Source organism: Streptomyces scabiei 87.22, from assembly GCF_000091305.1.
Taxonomy (GTDB): domain Bacteria; phylum Actinomycetota; class Actinomycetes; order Streptomycetales; family Streptomycetaceae; genus Streptomyces; species Streptomyces scabiei.
In genome coordinates this window covers 1263084-1278192 of the sequence record NC_013929.1, presented here as the reverse complement: position 1 = coordinate 1278192, position 15109 = coordinate 1263084, and the positions used below count along the sequence as shown (strand labels likewise).

General features: G+C 73.1%; 14 protein-coding genes. 11 read left to right on the top strand and 3 right to left on the bottom strand.

Going from position 1 to position 15109, the window contains the following annotated elements:
* Positions 1–72: 72 nt before the first annotated feature.
* Positions 73–762: a response regulator transcription factor gene (locus SCAB_RS05395; protein WP_012999036.1), complete on the top strand. Its 690-nt coding sequence runs from the start codon at positions 73–75 to the stop codon at positions 760–762.
* On the top strand, positions 759–2216 hold the full coding sequence (locus tag SCAB_RS05390; protein ID WP_012999035.1) for a sensor histidine kinase: 1458 nt from the start codon (positions 759–761) through the stop codon (positions 2214–2216). Before SCAB_RS05395 ends, SCAB_RS05390 begins: the two co-directional genes overlap by 4 nt.
* A 37-nt stretch (positions 2217–2253) precedes the next feature.
* Here SCAB_RS05390 and SCAB_RS05385 read toward each other — a convergent pair whose 3' ends face one another.
* On the bottom strand, positions 2254–3021 hold the full coding sequence (locus SCAB_RS05385) for an SDR family NAD(P)-dependent oxidoreductase (protein WP_037727071.1): 768 nt from the start codon (positions 3019–3021) through the stop codon (positions 2254–2256).
* A gap of 935 nt (positions 3022–3956) precedes the next feature.
* Between SCAB_RS05385 and SCAB_RS05380 the strand changes: the two genes are divergently transcribed.
* From SCAB_RS05380 to SCAB_RS05345, 8 genes are all read left to right on the top strand, one after another.
* A complete protein-coding gene (locus SCAB_RS05380) occupies positions 3957–4733 on the top strand; it encodes a response regulator transcription factor (RefSeq protein ID WP_374195353.1) in 777 nt (258 codons plus the stop codon).
* 382 nt (positions 4734–5115) lie between these two features.
* The gene (locus SCAB_RS05375) at positions 5116–6357 is read left to right on the top strand and encodes a cytochrome P450 (RefSeq protein WP_012999032.1); all 1242 of its coding nucleotides are present in this window, start codon (positions 5116–5118) and stop codon (positions 6355–6357) included.
* Between the two features lie 35 nt (positions 6358–6392).
* Positions 6393–6590, top strand: a complete 198-nt coding sequence (locus SCAB_RS05370; RefSeq protein WP_037698895.1) for a ferredoxin — start codon at positions 6393–6395, stop codon at positions 6588–6590.
* A complete protein-coding gene (locus SCAB_RS05365) occupies positions 6587–7810 on the top strand; it encodes an NAD(P)/FAD-dependent oxidoreductase (RefSeq protein WP_012999030.1) in 1224 nt (407 codons plus the stop codon). Before SCAB_RS05370 ends, SCAB_RS05365 begins: the two co-directional genes overlap by 4 nt.
* Entirely contained in the window at positions 7779–8618 is an 840-nt protein-coding gene (locus SCAB_RS05360) for an SDR family oxidoreductase (protein ID WP_012999029.1), read from the top strand. Before SCAB_RS05365 ends, SCAB_RS05360 begins: the two co-directional genes overlap by 32 nt.
* A 71-nt stretch (positions 8619–8689) precedes the next feature.
* Positions 8690–10543 (top strand): flavin-containing monooxygenase, encoded by a 1854-nt coding sequence (locus tag SCAB_RS05355; RefSeq protein ID WP_012999028.1) that lies wholly within the window; start codon positions 8690–8692, stop codon positions 10541–10543.
* Positions 10540–12234 (top strand): NHL repeat-containing protein, encoded by a 1695-nt coding sequence (locus tag SCAB_RS05350; RefSeq protein ID WP_012999027.1) that lies wholly within the window; start codon positions 10540–10542, stop codon positions 12232–12234. Before SCAB_RS05355 ends, SCAB_RS05350 begins: the two co-directional genes overlap by 4 nt.
* 40 nt (positions 12235–12274) lie before the next feature.
* Positions 12275–12790, top strand: a complete 516-nt coding sequence (locus SCAB_RS05345) for a MarR family winged helix-turn-helix transcriptional regulator (protein ID WP_012999026.1) — start codon at positions 12275–12277, stop codon at positions 12788–12790.
* 56 nt (positions 12791–12846) lie between these two features.
* Here SCAB_RS05345 and SCAB_RS05340 read toward each other — a convergent pair whose 3' ends face one another.
* Positions 12847–13950 (bottom strand): NAD(P)/FAD-dependent oxidoreductase, encoded by a 1104-nt coding sequence (locus SCAB_RS05340; protein WP_012999025.1) that lies wholly within the window; start codon positions 13948–13950, stop codon positions 12847–12849.
* A gap of 145 nt (positions 13951–14095) precedes the next feature.
* On the opposite strand from SCAB_RS05340, the gene SCAB_RS05335 reads away from it, so the two are divergent.
* Positions 14096–14584: a phosphatase domain-containing protein gene (locus tag SCAB_RS05335; RefSeq protein ID WP_012999024.1), complete on the top strand. Its 489-nt coding sequence runs from the start codon at positions 14096–14098 to the stop codon at positions 14582–14584.
* A gap of 59 nt (positions 14585–14643) precedes the next feature.
* Here SCAB_RS05335 and SCAB_RS05330 read toward each other — a convergent pair whose 3' ends face one another.
* Positions 14644–14862, bottom strand: a complete 219-nt coding sequence (locus SCAB_RS05330; protein ID WP_012999023.1) for a dodecin — start codon at positions 14860–14862, stop codon at positions 14644–14646.
* Between the last annotated feature and the right edge of the window lie 247 nt (positions 14863–15109).

The window sequence follows — 15109 nt, the reverse complement described above, 5'->3', positions numbered from 1 at the left end:
AAGTTTTTATCGATCGGCTGCCGAATCGTGAGCGGCTATGGCGTCCGGCGATCGGTGCCGCACTATGAGCACGTGGAAAAAGTGCGACTTCTCGTGGTGGACGACGATCCGCCGATCGCTGACCTGGTGGCGACCGTCGCCCGCTACGAGGGCTGGGAGGCGGTCACGGCGCACTCCGGCGAGGAGGCGCTCAGGCAGGCGGCCGCGTTCCGTCCCGACATCGTGGTCCTGGACCTGATGCTGCCGGGCGTGGACGGCTTCGGCGTGCTCGACCGGCTGCGCCAGTCCGGCACGATGGTGCCCGTGGTGTTCCTGACCGCCCGCGACGGTGTCGCCGACCGCGTCGCCGGCCTCACCCGGGGCGGCGACGACTACCTGGTCAAGCCCTTCGCCGTGGAGGAGCTGATGGCCCGGCTGCGCACCGTGCTGCGCCGCAGCGCCGGGCCCGCCTTCCAGCGGTCCGTGCTCCATGTCGCGGACCTGTCGATGGACGAGGACACCCGCGAGGTCCGGCGCGGCGACAAGCTCCTGACCCTCACCCCCACCGAGTACGAGGTCCTGCGCTACCTCATGCGCAAGTCCCCGACGGTCCTCACCAAGGCGCAGATCCTCGACCACGTCTGGGAGTACGGCTTCGGCGGCCGCTCCAACGTCGTCGAGCTGGTCGTCAGCCGGCTGCGCCGCAAGCTGGACGACACCGGCGAACCCCTCATCCACACCGTCCGGGGCTTCGGCTACGTCCTGCGGCAGGCCACGGAGTGATCGCCCGCCTCCGGCAGAGCTACCGCTCCATGCGCCTCGGCACCCGGCTGGCCCTCGGCCTGGGCGCCCTGGCGCTCGTCGTGTTCGCCGTCGTCGGCAACGCCCTGACCATGTACATGCGCGACTATCTCTCCGCCCAGCTCACCGAACAGCTGAGGATCGCGCAGGTCGCCCAGTCCAAGAGCATCGCGGACGACGGCACGCTCACGGGCAAGAAGTACTGGGGCTGGTACTACGCGGTGTACGACACCTCCGGCGGCACCCCGGTGCTCCGCACGCCCGAGGACCCCGCCGACGTGCCCAGGGACGTCGAGCAGTTCACCCTCCTGGCCAAGGCGATGACCGCCGAGGGCACGGACGTCACCCGCACCGAGAACCTCAGGGGCGCGGGCCAGTACCGGCTGCGGGCCTGCGAGGTCGAGCCGGGCCTGGTCCTCGTCAGCGCGGCGCCGATGGAGGACATCGACGAGACCGTGACCCGGCTGATCACGGTCCAGGTCGTCACGTTCGCCCTCGCCCTGCTGGCGCTCGTCGTGGTCGGCCGGGCCATGCTGCGGCGCGGGCTGAAACCGCTGAGCGACATGGCGCACACCGCCCGCGGCATCACCTCGCACGACCTCACGGACTCGGCGCGGCTGCCCGTCCGGCACGACAACCGCGACGGCGGCTTCGAGGTCGAGGAGCTGCGCACCGCCTTCAACACGATGCTGGAGCACATCGACGACGCGCTCGCCGTGCGCACCGAGGCCGAACAGCGCCTGCGCCGCTTCGTCGCCGACGCCTCCCACGAACTGCGCACCCCCCTGATGTCGGTGCGCGGCTACGCCGACCTCTTCCAGTACGCCGCCGCCCACAGCCCCGAGGAACGCGACAAGCACCTCGCCCGGCTGCGCGCGGAGGCCGCCCGCATGGGGTACCTGCTGGACGACCTGCTGATGCTCGCCCGTCTCGACGCCGCCGACGTCGAGACCCCCCTGCGGCTGGAGGAGGCCGATCTGGTGGAGCTGGCGGTCCAGGCGGCGGACGCCTTCCGCGCGGGCCACCCGGACCACCCGCTGACCGTGACGACCGGCTCCGGCCCCGTACACCTGCGCCTGGACCCCCTGCGTCTGCGCCAGGTCCTCGACAACCTCCTCACCAACGCCGCCGTGCACACCCCGCGCGGCACGGAGGTCCGTCTGGAGGTGCGGGTCGCGTCCGGCACGGCCGAGGTGCGGATCACCGACTTCGGCCCGGGCATCCCGGCCGACGACCAGGAGCGCGTCTTCGACCGCTTCTACCGTGTCGACAAGGCCCGCAGCCGTGACCGGGGCGGCAGCGGTCTCGGCCTCGCCGTCGCCCGCTCCCTGGTCCGCGCCCACGGCGGCACCCTCACCCTGACCGCCGAGCCGGGCACGACGACGTTCACGGTGCGCCTGCCGTCGCAGGGCGGGGAGGGTGAGGGCGGGGCGTAGCGGAGGGGCCGCGGTCGCCCCGGCCGGCCGTGAGGTGTCAGACGGCGGCCCAGGCGTCGTCCACCGGCAGGATCACGCCGTTGACGAAGGCGGCCGCGTCGGAGGCGAGGAAGAGGATCGCGTCGGCCTGCTCCTCGGCGGTGCCGAGGCGGCCGATGGTGGCGCCGATCAGCCCGCCGACGACGGCGGGGCCGTGGGCCTGCTGGTCGGCGTCCACCTTGATGTTGGTCAGCGTCGGTCCGGGGGCTATCGCGTTGGCCCGGATGCCCTGCTTGCGGTACATCACCGACAGGCTCTTCACCAGCCCGACGACACCGTGCTTCGACGCGGTGTAGGCGGCCCCGGCCGCGCTGCCGCGCAGTCCGGCCTCGGAGGCGGTGAAGACGATCGCGCCGCGCCCCGCCTCCAGCATGTGCGGCAGGGCGGCCCGGGTGAGCAGGAACGGCGCGGTCAGATTGACCCGGAGGACCCGCTCCCACTCCTCGTCGGTCACGTCCGCGAGGGCCGACATCCGGTCCATGATCCCGGCGTTGTTCACCAGGACGTCCAGCCCGCCGAAGGCGTCCACGGCCCGCTCCACGACCGTGTCGACGACGGCCTGCTCGCCGAGGTCGCCGACCACCGCGAGGGCGGTGCCGCCGGCCGCCCCGATCGCCTCGACGGTCTCCTCGGCGGCCGCCCCGTCGAGGTCGGCGACCAGCACCTTCGCGCCCGCCGCGGCGAACTTCAGGGCCGCGGCCCGGCCGATGCCGGAACCGGCGCCCGTGACGACGACACCGCGGCCGTCGAGACCGTGACTGCTCATGAACTGATCCTCTTCCGTCGGGGTGGGCCGGTCGGCGGGCAGGGACGTCCGCCCGGCCGGGCCCACGATGAGTGCTCGGGCCGCGAGGGAGTGCCCCAGGGGCCCGGTGCCGTTCGGGGGAGTGACCGGCGGCCGGGCCCCGGGGACGGCGCCGGGCCCCGTCCCCACGGGTGCGGCGCGCCGGGGCCGTCCCGCTCGAACGGCCCCGGGGCCCGGGTCGCCCACGGCGGAAAGGCCCCGGGCGACGTCGTACGGACGACGCCCTTGTCGGACGCCGTGTCGGTCGAGCGGGGCCAGCGTAGGTGGATTACTTGAGTCAAGCAACCTAGTTCGCCGGATTGCTTGAGTTAGGCAACGAGAAGAGTAGAGTGGCGGGCATGCCGCCGTCGCCGCTTCCGTCGCCTTCCGCGGCGGGTGGCCGACGCCGGAGGCCGCCGCTTTCGGGGTGCCGGCGAGCGGGCGCGGGGCCCGGCGGGCGGGCTCGGCGGGCGGGCCCGGCGTCGAGGTCCGCCAGGTTGTTTCCCGGGTCGTTCCCGGCTCGCCCCAGCTGTCCGCGGCTCGCCCCCCAGGTCGTCTGCCGGGTGTTTCGCCGGGTGCCTCGACGGGGGAGAGGCCCGGCTGCGTCGCCCACAGCGCGCCCGACCGGCCCCGACCGGTACGGGCGGAGGTCGTCGTCCGGCGATGTGCGACGCCACCCCGCCGGCCCCGTCGCCGGTCGGCCGACCGTTCCGGGGCGCCGATGCGAGGCGCTGCGCGGGCACCCGAGGCGGCGGTGCGAGCGACCGCACGCTGCGGCGGGCATGGCATCGCACGGGCACCCGAGGGGGACGAGGGCCTCGCGGCGGACGGCCCTGTGCCCGCCGGACGGCACCCCCGCACCGTACGTACAGCACCCGGCCCCGCAACGTCCCTTCCCGCGAGAGAGCCCGATTCGAATGGCCTTAACCATGTACGGCAGTGCCGGTGGCGCACCGTCGCTCCCCCGGGGCGCGGGCCAGCATGTCCTCGTCGTCGCGGACGACCCGCCCGTGGCCGAACTCCTCTGCACGACGATGGAGTTGGCGGGATACCGGATTCATGCGGAGCGTACGGGCACCGCTGCCGTGCACCGGCTCACCGACCAGCGCTTCGATCTCGTCGTGCTCGACCTGGCGCTCCCGGACCTGGCGGACCTCGGCAGGGAGCGCCGCCCCGTCGTCCACCGCCCCCCGGTGCTCTTCCTGGCGCGGCACGACGCCCTCGGCGAACTGCTCCCCGAAGTCGGCCCGGGAGAACAGGACTACGTCACCAAACCCTTCCGTGTCGCCGAGGTGCTGGCCCGCGCACAGGTCCTGCTGCGCGGCCGGATGCCCGTCCGCCGGGAGGGCGAACCGTCCTACGGCTCGTCCTACGGCGAACCGTCCTACGGCGAACTGGCCTACGGTGACTTGGTCCTGGACGACCCCGCCTGTCAGGCCCTGCGCGCCGGCCGGGCGTTGAACCTCACCCCGGCGGAGTACCGCCTGCTGCGCTACCTCCTGGTGAACGCCCACACGGTGCTGTCCAAGGACAAGATCGGCCGCTACGTCTGGGGCGACTTCCACGGCGACAACGCCATCGAGCAGCTGGTCTCCCGCCTCCGCCGCAAGATCGACCGGGCGGGCCCGCCCCTCATCCACACCCACCGGGGCTTCGGCTACCGGCTCGGCGGCGCGAACGGCCGGGAGCACTGACCGCAGCCCCTGCCGCCGCCGCCCGGTCGCGGATCCTCCGGGAAGCAAACACGCCCTCACCGCCACGGAACACCCGACGCCCCACGCCGTCACCGCAAGGGCGGCGCCGAACCCCTCGGCGCCGCCCCTCCGTGTTCCGGGAGCACGCCACCCGGTCACCCAAGGCGATGCCAACAGGTTCTTCGGATAGGCCGGTTGATGTCACGTGCGCGTACCGGGCGGTACCCCGGCCAGTCAGGCGATGTGATCCGGGCCACGTCAGCTTCCTGTCAGGCAACTGACGGGGAGCCGTCAGACCGCTCTGTTTGCATGTGCTCATCGAGGCCTCGAAGCATCCCCCGGCGCTCCACCCCACCGGAGCCCCCACCACCGAGGAGAGACCATGGCCGGCACACCGACCGACGCCGCGTCCGGCACGGACGGGCAGCTCCCCGAGTACCCCATGCCCAGGGCCGCGGCCTGCCCCCTCGCACCGCCCCCGGCGGCGGCCGGGCTGCGTGGCGAGCACCCGATCTCCCGGGTGCGGATCTGGAACGGCAGCACCCCGTGGCTGATCACCCGCCACGCCGACCAGCGCACCCTGCTCACCGACCCGCGCGTCAGCAACGACGACCACGAGCCCGACTTCCCCCACGTCAACGCCCACCGCGCGGCCATCGCCCCGCACACCCCGAAGCTGATCACCAACACGGACGCGCCGGAGCACACCCGGCTGCGCCGCTCGGTCAACGCGCCCTTCCTGGTGAAGCGCATCGAGGCGATGCGTCCGGCCGCGCAGAAGATCGTCGACGACCTCATCGACGAGATGCTGGCCGGTCCGAACCCCGCCGACCTGCTCACCGCCCTGGCCCTGCCGGTGCCCTCGCTCGTCATCGCCGAACTCCTGGGCGTCCCCTACGAGGACCACCGCTTCTTCCAGGAGAACAGCAACCGCGTCCTCGACAACTCCCTCACCGCCGAGGAGGCCCAGGAGTCCAGCCGCGCGCTCGGCGGCTATCTGGACACCTTGTTCCGCACGAAGCTCGAACAACCCGGTGACGACGTCCTGTCGGAGATGGGCGCCAAGGTGAGGGCCGGGGAGATGACCCATCAGGAGGCCGTCAGCATGGGTGTCGCCATGCTGATCGCCGGGCACGAGACCACCGCCACCATGATCAGCCTCGGCACGCTCGCCCTGTTCGAGCACCCGGACCAACTGGCCGTGCTGCGGGACACCGAGGAGCCCCGGGTCGTCGCGGGTGCCGTCGACGAGCTGCTGCGCTACCTCTCGATCGTCCACTCGGGTCTGCGCCGGGTCGCCAAGGACGACATCGAGATCGACGGCCGGGTCATCCGCAAGGGCGACGGCCTCCTCTTCGACCTCCAGACGGCCAACTGGGACCCGAACGCCTTCCCGGAGGCGGAGCGCCTGGACCTCGGCCGCCCCGCCCGGCAGCACAACGCGTTCGGCCACGGCCCCCACCAGTGCCTCGGGCAGAACCTCGCCCGCCTCGAACTCCAGGTCGTCTACGGCACGCTCTACCGCCGCGTCCCCACCCTCCGCCCGGCCGTCCCCGTCGACCGGCTGGCCTTCCACCACACCGGCACCACCTACGGCGTGACGTGTCTGCCGGTCGCCTGGTGACACCGCCACGAGCTGCGAGTACCGAGGAGCGATTCATGCGTGTGGAACTCGACGAACCCAAGTGCGTGGCCTCCGGCCAGTGCGTGATGGCCTCCCCCGAGGTGTTCGACCAGCGCGACGACGACGGCGTCGCGATCCTGCTGGAGGAGCACCCCGCCGACGACCTCATGGACGGGGTGCGGGAGGCCGTCGCGATCTGCCCGGCCGCCGCGATCCGGCTGGTCGACCGGTGAGGCGGATCGTGGTCGTCGGCGCCTCGGCCGCCGGACTGGCGGCCGCCGAGACACTGCGCCGCGAGGGCTACGACGGCACGCTCACCCTCGTCGGCGACGAGCCCCACGCCCCCTACGACCGGCCCCCGTTGTCGAAGCAGCTCCTCGCCGCGCGGTGGGAGAGCGACCGGCTCGCCCTGCGCACCCCGGCCCACCTCGACGGGCTCGGCCTGGACCTGCGCCTCGGCACCGCCGCGACCGGCCTCGACCTGGACGGACGCCGGGTGCGGCTCAGCGACGGGGACGCGCTGCCGTACGACGCGCTGGTGATCGCCACCGGCGTGCGGCCGCGACGCCTGCCCGGTGAGGGCGCGCATGTGCTGCGCACCCTGGACGACGCGCTGACTCTGCGGGAGCGGCTGACACCGGGGACGCGGCTGGTCGTGGTCGGCGCCGGGTTCCTCGGCGCCGAGGCCGCCGCCGTCGGCCGGGGGCTCGGCGTGGAGGTCACCCTCCTCGAACCCGCGCCCGTGCCGCTCGCGCACGCGGTGGGCGCGGAGGTCGGCGCGGTGCTGGCCCGGGCCCACCTCGAACACGGCGTGGACCTGCGCACCGGCGTCCCTGTCACCGAGGTGACCGAGGACGGGGTGCGGCTCGCCGACGGCACGACGGTCGAGGCCGACGAGGTGCTGGTCGCGATCGGCTCGCTGCCCAACACCGAGTGGCTGGCGGGCAGCGGCCTGCCCGTCGGCGACGGTGTGCTCTGCGACCGGTACTGCGAGGCCGCACCCCACGTGTACGCGGCCGGTGACGTGGCCCGCTGGCACAACCCGCTGTTCGGCACGACGATGCGCGTCGAGCACCGTACGAACGCCGCCGAGCAGGGCATGGCGGTCGCCCGCAACCTCCTCGCGCCCGGGGAGCGCCGGCCGTTCGCCCCGGTGCCGTACTTCTGGTCCGACCAGTACGACCTGAAGGTCCAGGCCTACGGCGTGCTGCGCGGCCACGACGAGGTCGCGGTCGTGGAAGGCGACCTGGCCGAACGGCGGTTCGTGGCCGTCTACCGGGCCGGCGAGCGGGTCACCGGCGTCCTCGCCGCCGGGATGCCGCCGAAGACGGTCCGGCGGTGGCGGCAGGCCGTCGCGTCCGGCGCCGGACGGCGCGAGACGTGCCCGCCGGAGGGACCGGCAGGGCTCCAGGAGGTGGACCATGGCGGAGCAGCCGCCCGACCGCTCGCGTGAGGCGGTCGTCGTCACCGGTGCCGGTGGCATGGGGATGGCGGTCGCGCGCCGGATCGGCAGCGGACGGACGCTGTTCCTCGCGGACGCCTCGCCCGGCCGGCTGCACCTCGCGGTTCAGGAACTGCGTGACGAGGGCTACGCGGCGCGGGGCGTCGTGACCGACGTGTCCGACCGCGACGCCGTCGACCGGCTCGCGCGGGAGGCGGCCGGCGCCGGCCGGGTGGCCGCCGTCGTGCACACCGCGGGTCTCTCCGCCGTCCAGGCCCCGGCGAGGAGGATCCTGGAGGTCGATCTGCTGGGCACCGCCCACGTCGTCGACGCCTTCGAGGCCGTGGCCACACCGGGGACGGCCCTGGTCTGCGTCGCCAGCATGGCCGGCCATGTCGCCTCCCTCACGGGGGAGGAGGAGACCGCTCTGGCCACGGCACCCGCGCGGGACCTGCTGACGACCGGCGCCGTCCTGGCCGTCGGGGACAGCCCGACCCGGGCGTACGTCGTGTCCAAGCGGGGCAACCAGCTGCGTGCCGAGGCCGCCGCGCTCGCCTGGAGCCGGCGCGGCGCCCGCGTCAACAGCGTCAGCCCGGGTGTCGTCGCCACCGCCATGGCGAAGGCCGAGGCCGAGGGCCCGAGCGGCGCGCGCATGCGGGCGATGCAGGAGGCGAGCGGCGCGGGCCGCAGCGGCACCCCGGCGGAGATCGCCGGCGCCGTGGCATTCCTCGTCGGCCCCGAAGCGCGTTACATCAACGGTACGGATCTGCTCGTCGACGGCGGGCAGGCCGCCTGGCTACGACACCACCGACCGCACTGAACTCCCGCTCACCGCACCCCACTTCACCCGCTCCCCCCACCCGACGTACCAGGACCGCAGAGAGGACACCGATGTCCACCCCCCACACCCCGTCCGGCGCCGCCTCCCTCGACCCGCGCGAGCTGGGCTTCGACCCCGAAGCGCTCCGCGCCCGCTACCGGGCCGAACGCGAGCGCCGGATCCGGCCCGACGGCGGCGCGCAGTACCAGCGGATCGCCGGGGAGTTCGGCTCCTACGACGACGACCCCTACGCCGACAAGGAGTTCACCCGTGAGCCGCTGCACGACCGGGTCGAGGCGGTCGTCGTCGGCGGCGGCTTCGGCGGGCTGCTCGCCGGGGCACGGCTGCGGCAGGCCGGCGTCGACTCGGTCCGGGTGATCGAGAAGGGCGGCGACTTCGGCGGGACCTGGTACTGGAACCGCTACCCCGGCATCCACTGCGACATCGAGTCGTACATCTATCTCCCGTTCCTCGAAGAACTGGGCTACGTCCCCCGCTGGAAGTACGCGCCGGGCGAGGAGATCCGGCAGCACACCCGCGCCATCGGCCGCCACTTCGACCTCTACCGCGACGCCTGCTTCCAGACGGTTGCCACCGAACTGCGGTGGGACGAGAGCGAGTTGGAGTGGATCGTCGCCACCGACCGCGGCGACCGCATCCGGGCCCGCTACGTCGTCGTCTCCAGCGGCACGCTCAGTCAGCCGAAGCTGCCGGGCATCCCCGGCATCGACACCTTCGAGGGCCACACCTTCCACACCAGCCGCTGGGACTACGACTACACCGGAGGAGACGCCGACGGAGGGCTGACCGGGCTCGCCAACAAGCGGGTGGCCGTCATCGGCACCGGTGCCACCGCCATCCAGGTCGTCCCCCACCTCGCGGCCGACGCCGCCCACGTGTACGTCTTCCAGCGCACCCCCTCGACGGTCGACGTACGCGGCAACGGCCCCACCGACCCGGAGTGGGCGAAGACGCTCACTCCCGGCTGGCAGGCGCGGCGCATGGACAACTTCCTGCGGACCGTCACCGGTGTACGGGCCGGCACGGACCTGGTGAACGACGCCTGGACCAGCAGCGCCCGCCTCCAGGAGAAGCTCATCCCGACCGACGCGTACGCGGACGTACCCGCCCAGGAGCGTGAACGGGCCTACGAGATCGCCGACTTCCAGAAGATGAACGAGCTGCGCGACCGGGTCGCGGCGATCGTCGAGGACCCGGAGACCGCCGAGAAGCTGAAGCCCTGGTACCGCTACATGTGCAAGCGGCCCACCTTCAGCGACCAGTACCTGCAGACCTTCAACCGGCCCAACGTCACCCTCGTGGACACGGCCGACACCCACGGCGTCGAGCGGATCACCGAGAAGGCCGTGGTCGTCGGCGGGGTCGCCCACGAGGTGGACTGCGTCGTCTTCGCCACCGGCTTCGAGGTCGGCGTCTCGGGTCTGCTGTCCGGCCGGCTCCCGGCGTACGGCCGCGGCGGCGCCGGTCTGCTGGAGACCTGGCGGACGGCCGGCCCGAGGACGCTCCACGGCTTCTACAGCCACGGCTTCCCCAACCTCTTCCAGCTGGGCCCCCTGCAGAACGCCAGCGCGGTCAACTACGTCCACATCCTCGACCAGCAGGCGATCCACGTCGGTGAGGTCGTCGCCGAGGCCCGCAGGCGCGGCGCCCGGTACGTCGAGCCGACCGCGGAGGCCGAGGCCGCCTGGGTGGCCACCGTCCGGGAGAAGGCCGCCGACCTGTACCGGTTCCAGGCGGAGTGCACACCCGGCTACTACAACAACGAGGGCCGGCCCCGGCAGCGCAGCGAGGCGTACGGCGACGGCCCGGTCGCCTTCCACGAACTGCTCCGGCGCTGGCGCGCCGACGGCGGCATGGACGACGTGCTCGTCGGTGCCGAGCACGTGGGGCGGGAGAGCGCGTGACCGGCTCCGGAGCGGCCCCGGCGCCGCGGGGCAGCCGGTACGACGAGAGCGGCGAACTCCGTACCAGCAGCGCCCGTTGGCGGGCACGGCGGCTCAACCCGCCCAGTCCGCTGTGGGGTTCGAACGGCGTCGCGTTCGGTCCGGACGGGCGGCTGTACGTGGCGCAGTTCCTCGCCGGGCAGATCAGTGCCGTCGACCCGGCCACCGGGGACGTCGAGGTCGTCGTGCCCATGGACGGTCCGGTGCAGTCGCCGGACGATCTCGCCTTCGGCGCGGACGGCTCGATGTACGTGGCCGACCTGGTGCCGGGCCGGGTGTGGCGCCGGACGCCGACGGGGGAGTACACCCTGGTCAGCGAGGAGGCGACCAACCCGAACGGCATCATGTGCGTCGGGAACCGCCTGTTCGTCAACGAGATGAGACCGGGCGGCCGTCTGCTGGAGCTGTTTCCGGACGGCGGCGAACCGGTGGTGCTCACGGACGGCCTGGCGCTCGGCAACGCGATGCAGCTCGGCCCCGACGGCCACATCTACTACCCGCACATGATCACCGCCCAGGTCTGGCGCATCCCGCCGGACGGCGGTACGCCCGAGGTGGTGGCCGAGGACGTGCACGAACCGGTGGCCGTCCGCTTCGACCGAGGGGGCGTCCTGCACGTCCTGTCCCGGGGCGTCGAGGGCATCGTCACCCGGATCGACCTGCACGGCAGCGGGACCCGCACACTCCGGCCCAGCGGTCTGACGGGCCTGGACAACGCGGCCTTCGACGACGAGAACCGCATGTTCGTCTCCAGTTACGCCGCCGGCGGCATCACCGAGCTGCACCCCGACGGCCGCACCCGTGAGATCGTGCGCCGCGGCTTCGGCGGCCCCTACGGGGTGACCGTCGACCTCGGCGGCACGGTCCACGCCGCCGACCACTACCGCCTCGCGAGCCCGGCGGCCGTCGACGGGGGCGAGCCGCCCGGCGCGGCCCCGCGGCCGGGGTCCGACGCTGTGCTGACCCGTCTCCTGCTGCCCTTCGCCCACGGCATCACCGCCGAGGGCCATCTGCTGCACCACACCTCGCAGTTCGGCACGGTACGTACCTACGACACCGTGAGCGGTGTCGTCCGCGAACGGGCGCGGGGGCTGGACCGCCCCCTCGGCATCGCGGTCGGGCCCGACGGCGCGCTCGTGGTCGCGGAGACCGGCGCGGGCCGGGTCCTCGCCCTCGGGGACGGGGACGGCCCCGGCTCCGTGACCGTGCTCGCCGAAGGGCTCGACCGGCCCACGGACGTGGTGTTCGACGCGGAGGGCCGGCTCTACGTCAGCGAGGAGCGGCTCGGCACGGTGCTCCGGATCGGGACGGACGGGGCCACGGCCGTCGTCGCGGAAGGGCTCGGCTCACCGCAGGGGCTGGCGGTCCTGGACTCGGAACTCTTCGTGGTGGAGGCCGGGCCCCGCAGACTGCGGTCGGTCTCCCTCGTCTCGGGGGCGTCGCGGACCGAGGCGGAGGACCTGCCCGTCGGGCCGCCCCCGGGGATCGTCCCCCGCACGGAACCCGCGCTGTTCGCGGACGTCATGCCCGGTCTGGCGCGCCGCTTCGCGGGCCTCGCGACGGCGCCGGACGGAACCCTCCTGCTGTCCGCCGACGGCGAGGGAACGGTGCTGCGGCTGACCCGGAAGTCGGTGGGCCGCACGGAGGGGTGAATTTACTTGAGTTAGGCAACAAGATGGTAAAGTGGATCGTATGTCCCCCTCACCACCCCCGGACTCCGCTTCCCCGGAAGTGATCGAGATCGAGCGAGCCCTCACGCGCATCACCTACCTCAGCACCCGGGCCCGGGCCCATGAGCGCCTGATGAGCCTGGCCGGGGTGCCGCTGGACCGGGCCGCTGTGGCCCTGCTGCGGCAGATCGCCGACTCCGAGCCGCTGCGGCCGGGGGAGCTGGCCAACCGCCTCGGAGTCGAGGCGTCCCACGTCACCCGCCAGGTCCAGCAACTGGAGAAGACCGGTCACGTCACCCGGGTCCCCGACCCGGACGACCGGCGCGCCCAGCGCATCGAGCTGACGGCGGCCGGCGGGCGGGCGATCGACCGCATCCGCGAGGCGGGCGTGCGCGGTATGCAGATGGCGCTGTCCGAGTGGTCGCCCGAGGAACTGCGGCAGCTGGCGGGACTCTTCCACCGGATGGTGGACGACTTCCTCGCCCATGCCAACGAGTTGGGGGAGCAGGAACAGACGGGCGCGGCCCGGGGCGAGTGAGGGCCGGCTCGATCGAAAAATGCCCCGGCCCGCTCCACCCCTGCCGCGCCCACCCCTCAGGCCGAGTACCCGAGCTGCTTCCTGATGTACGGCGTCATCAGCGTCTTCGCCTTCGCCAGCGTGGACGTACGGCCGCCGAGCACCGCCGTCTCGCCCCCCGGCACCGGCACGAGCGTGATGCCGTCGGCCGGCCCGAGCGGCACGATCAGCGGAGTCCGCCGGATCGGCCGGTACGACCGCGGCTCCTTGCGGTGTCTGCCCGAACTCGCCAGATGCGCACGGATGTTGTGCGCGGCGACGTCCGCCTGGGCGAACGCGACGGGGGACAGCTTCAGTTCGCTGACGTCGTTGACGTCACCTACCGCGAACACGTCGAGGTGTCCGCCGACCCGCAGTGTCCCGTCGACCTTGACGTGTCCCGCCGGGTTGAGCCAGTCCCCGTGCCCGGCCAGCCGCAGCCAGAGCGTGTTGGGCGTGGTGCCGTTGGCCCAGAACGACAGGTCGGCCTCGATGAGACCGCCCCGCCCGTCCCGGTAGGTGCCGAAGTCGGGCCCGGGGGAGACGAACGAGTCGAGCCGCACCTCCACGTCGTGCGCCTCCAGCCACGCCAGGGCCCGCCGTCCGGCCCACTTGCTGCCCGTGGAGCTGAGCAGCTCGGACCCGGCGTGCGCGAGGGTGACCCGCGCGTCGGGCCGGGCCAGCCGTACCTCGGCGGCGAGTTCCACGCCGCCCGGCCCGCCGCCGACGACCAGGACGTGCTCGGCGGCGGCCACGTTCTCCTGGTGCGCGGCGAACGTCTTGCCCGCCTCCTCGGTGGTGGTGCCGAGGAAGCGGGCCGGCTCCGGATAGTCCGCCCCGGTCGCGATCACGACCACGTCGTACGGCAGCCGCTCGCCCGTCGCGAGCGTCACCTGCCGCTCGGCGGTGTCGATCCCGACCGCCTTGCCCGTCACGACCCGGCCGTTGCGCAGCAGCCGGTCGTACGGGATGAAGGGCGTCGTCGTCCACGCCTCGTGCACGCCCGCGCGCAGTGCGGCGATGCGGTGGAAGAAGACCTCCTTGCGGTCCACGAGGGTGACCCGTGCGACCTCGTCCAGCTGTCTGGCGAGGCGAATGCCCCCGTATCCGCCGCCGATCACGATGATTTCGCCGTCAGGCACGCCTGTTCTCCTGTGCTGTGTGGGGGGAGAGGCGACGAGCGTAACGCTTGAAACCTAAAGCTACGGGCGGAGTTCGTGTTTGTTGTGTGAAGCGACAACGGGCGACACGAGTCATCTGCCGCCCAGGCCTGCCTAGGCTGGTGCGGTGACCGACAACGACCGGCCCCTCGCCGTCTTCGACCTGGACAACACCCTCGCCGACACCGCGCACCGGCAGCGGTTCCTGGAGCGGAAGCCGCGCGACTGGAACGCGTTCTTCGCCGCCGCGCCGCAGGATCCGCCGCTGGCCGAAGGGGTCGCGCTGGCGCGGGAGAGCGCCCGGGAGTGCGAGGTCCTGTATCTGACCGGGCGGCCCGAGCGCTGCCGCCGCGACACCGTCGACTGGCTCGCCGCGCACGGGCTGCCCGAGGGCCGGATCCGGATGCGCCGCGACAACGACCGCAGGCCCGCCCGCCGCACGAAGCTGGAGACCCTCCGGGATCTCGCCCGGACCCGTGAGATCCGTGTCCTGGTGGACGACGACGAACTCGTCTGCGCGGACGCGGAGCGGGCGGGCTTCAAGGTCGTACGGGCGCGCTGGGCCGCGGACTCCGCGGCGCTGAAGGAGGCGCAGGAGGGGGAGGGGCGGACCTGAGCGTCCGCCCCCTCTCGGCCGGCCCTTCGGCCGGCCCTTCGGCCGGGCCGGGCGGCCGGTCAGCCGGTCTCGTCGTCCAGCCGGAAGCCGACCTTCAGGCCCACCTGGTAGTGCGCGATCTGTCCGTCCTCGATGTGCCCCCGGACCTGTGTCACCTCGAACCAGTCCAGGTTGCGCAGCGTCTGGGCGGCGCGGGCGACGCCGTTGCGGATGGCGTGGTCGACGCTCTCGTCCGAACTGCCGACGATCTCGGTGACCCGGTACACATGGTCGGTCATGCGGGTTCTCCTTGTCGCGAGCTCCATCGTGGCCGATGCGCCACAGGTTCTTCCACGGTGCCTCAGGCTCCGCCGGTTCGCGAGGGGGGCCGGGGTGGGTGGGGGTGCGTGTTCGGGTGCGGGGCCGGTGGGGCTTCTCGCGCAGTTCCCCGCGCCCCTGAAAAGCAGGGGCTGCGCCCCATGCTTTTCAGACCTGCAGGACCGTTGGCTTTCAGGCCCGCAGGGCCATCGCATGCCAGGCCCGCAG

Bases quoted from the DNA above. Each gene is read 5' to 3' on its own strand.
- SCAB_RS05385 (WP_037727071.1), bottom strand. From the start codon at position 3,021: ATGAGCAGTCACGGTCTCGACGGCCGCGGTGTCGTCGTCACGGGCGCC.
- SCAB_RS05380 (WP_374195353.1), top strand. From the start codon at position 3,957: ATGGCCTTAACCATGTACGGCAGTGCCGGTGGCGCACCGTCGCTCCCC.
- SCAB_RS05375 (WP_012999032.1), top strand. From the start codon at position 5,116: ATGGCCGGCACACCGACCGACGCCGCGTCCGGCACGGACGGGCAGCTC.
- SCAB_RS05370 (WP_037698895.1), top strand. From the start codon at position 6,393: ATGCGTGTGGAACTCGACGAACCCAAGTGCGTGGCCTCCGGCCAGTGC.
- SCAB_RS05360 (WP_012999029.1), top strand. From the start codon at position 7,779: ATGGCGGAGCAGCCGCCCGACCGCTCGCGTGAGGCGGTCGTCGTCACC.
- SCAB_RS05355 (WP_012999028.1), top strand. From the start codon at position 8,690: ATGTCCACCCCCCACACCCCGTCCGGCGCCGCCTCCCTCGACCCGCGC.
- SCAB_RS05345 (WP_012999026.1), top strand. From the start codon at position 12,275: ATGTCCCCCTCACCACCCCCGGACTCCGCTTCCCCGGAAGTGATCGAG.
- SCAB_RS05330 (WP_012999023.1), bottom strand. From the start codon at position 14,862: ATGACCGACCATGTGTACCGGGTCACCGAGATCGTCGGCAGTTCGGAC.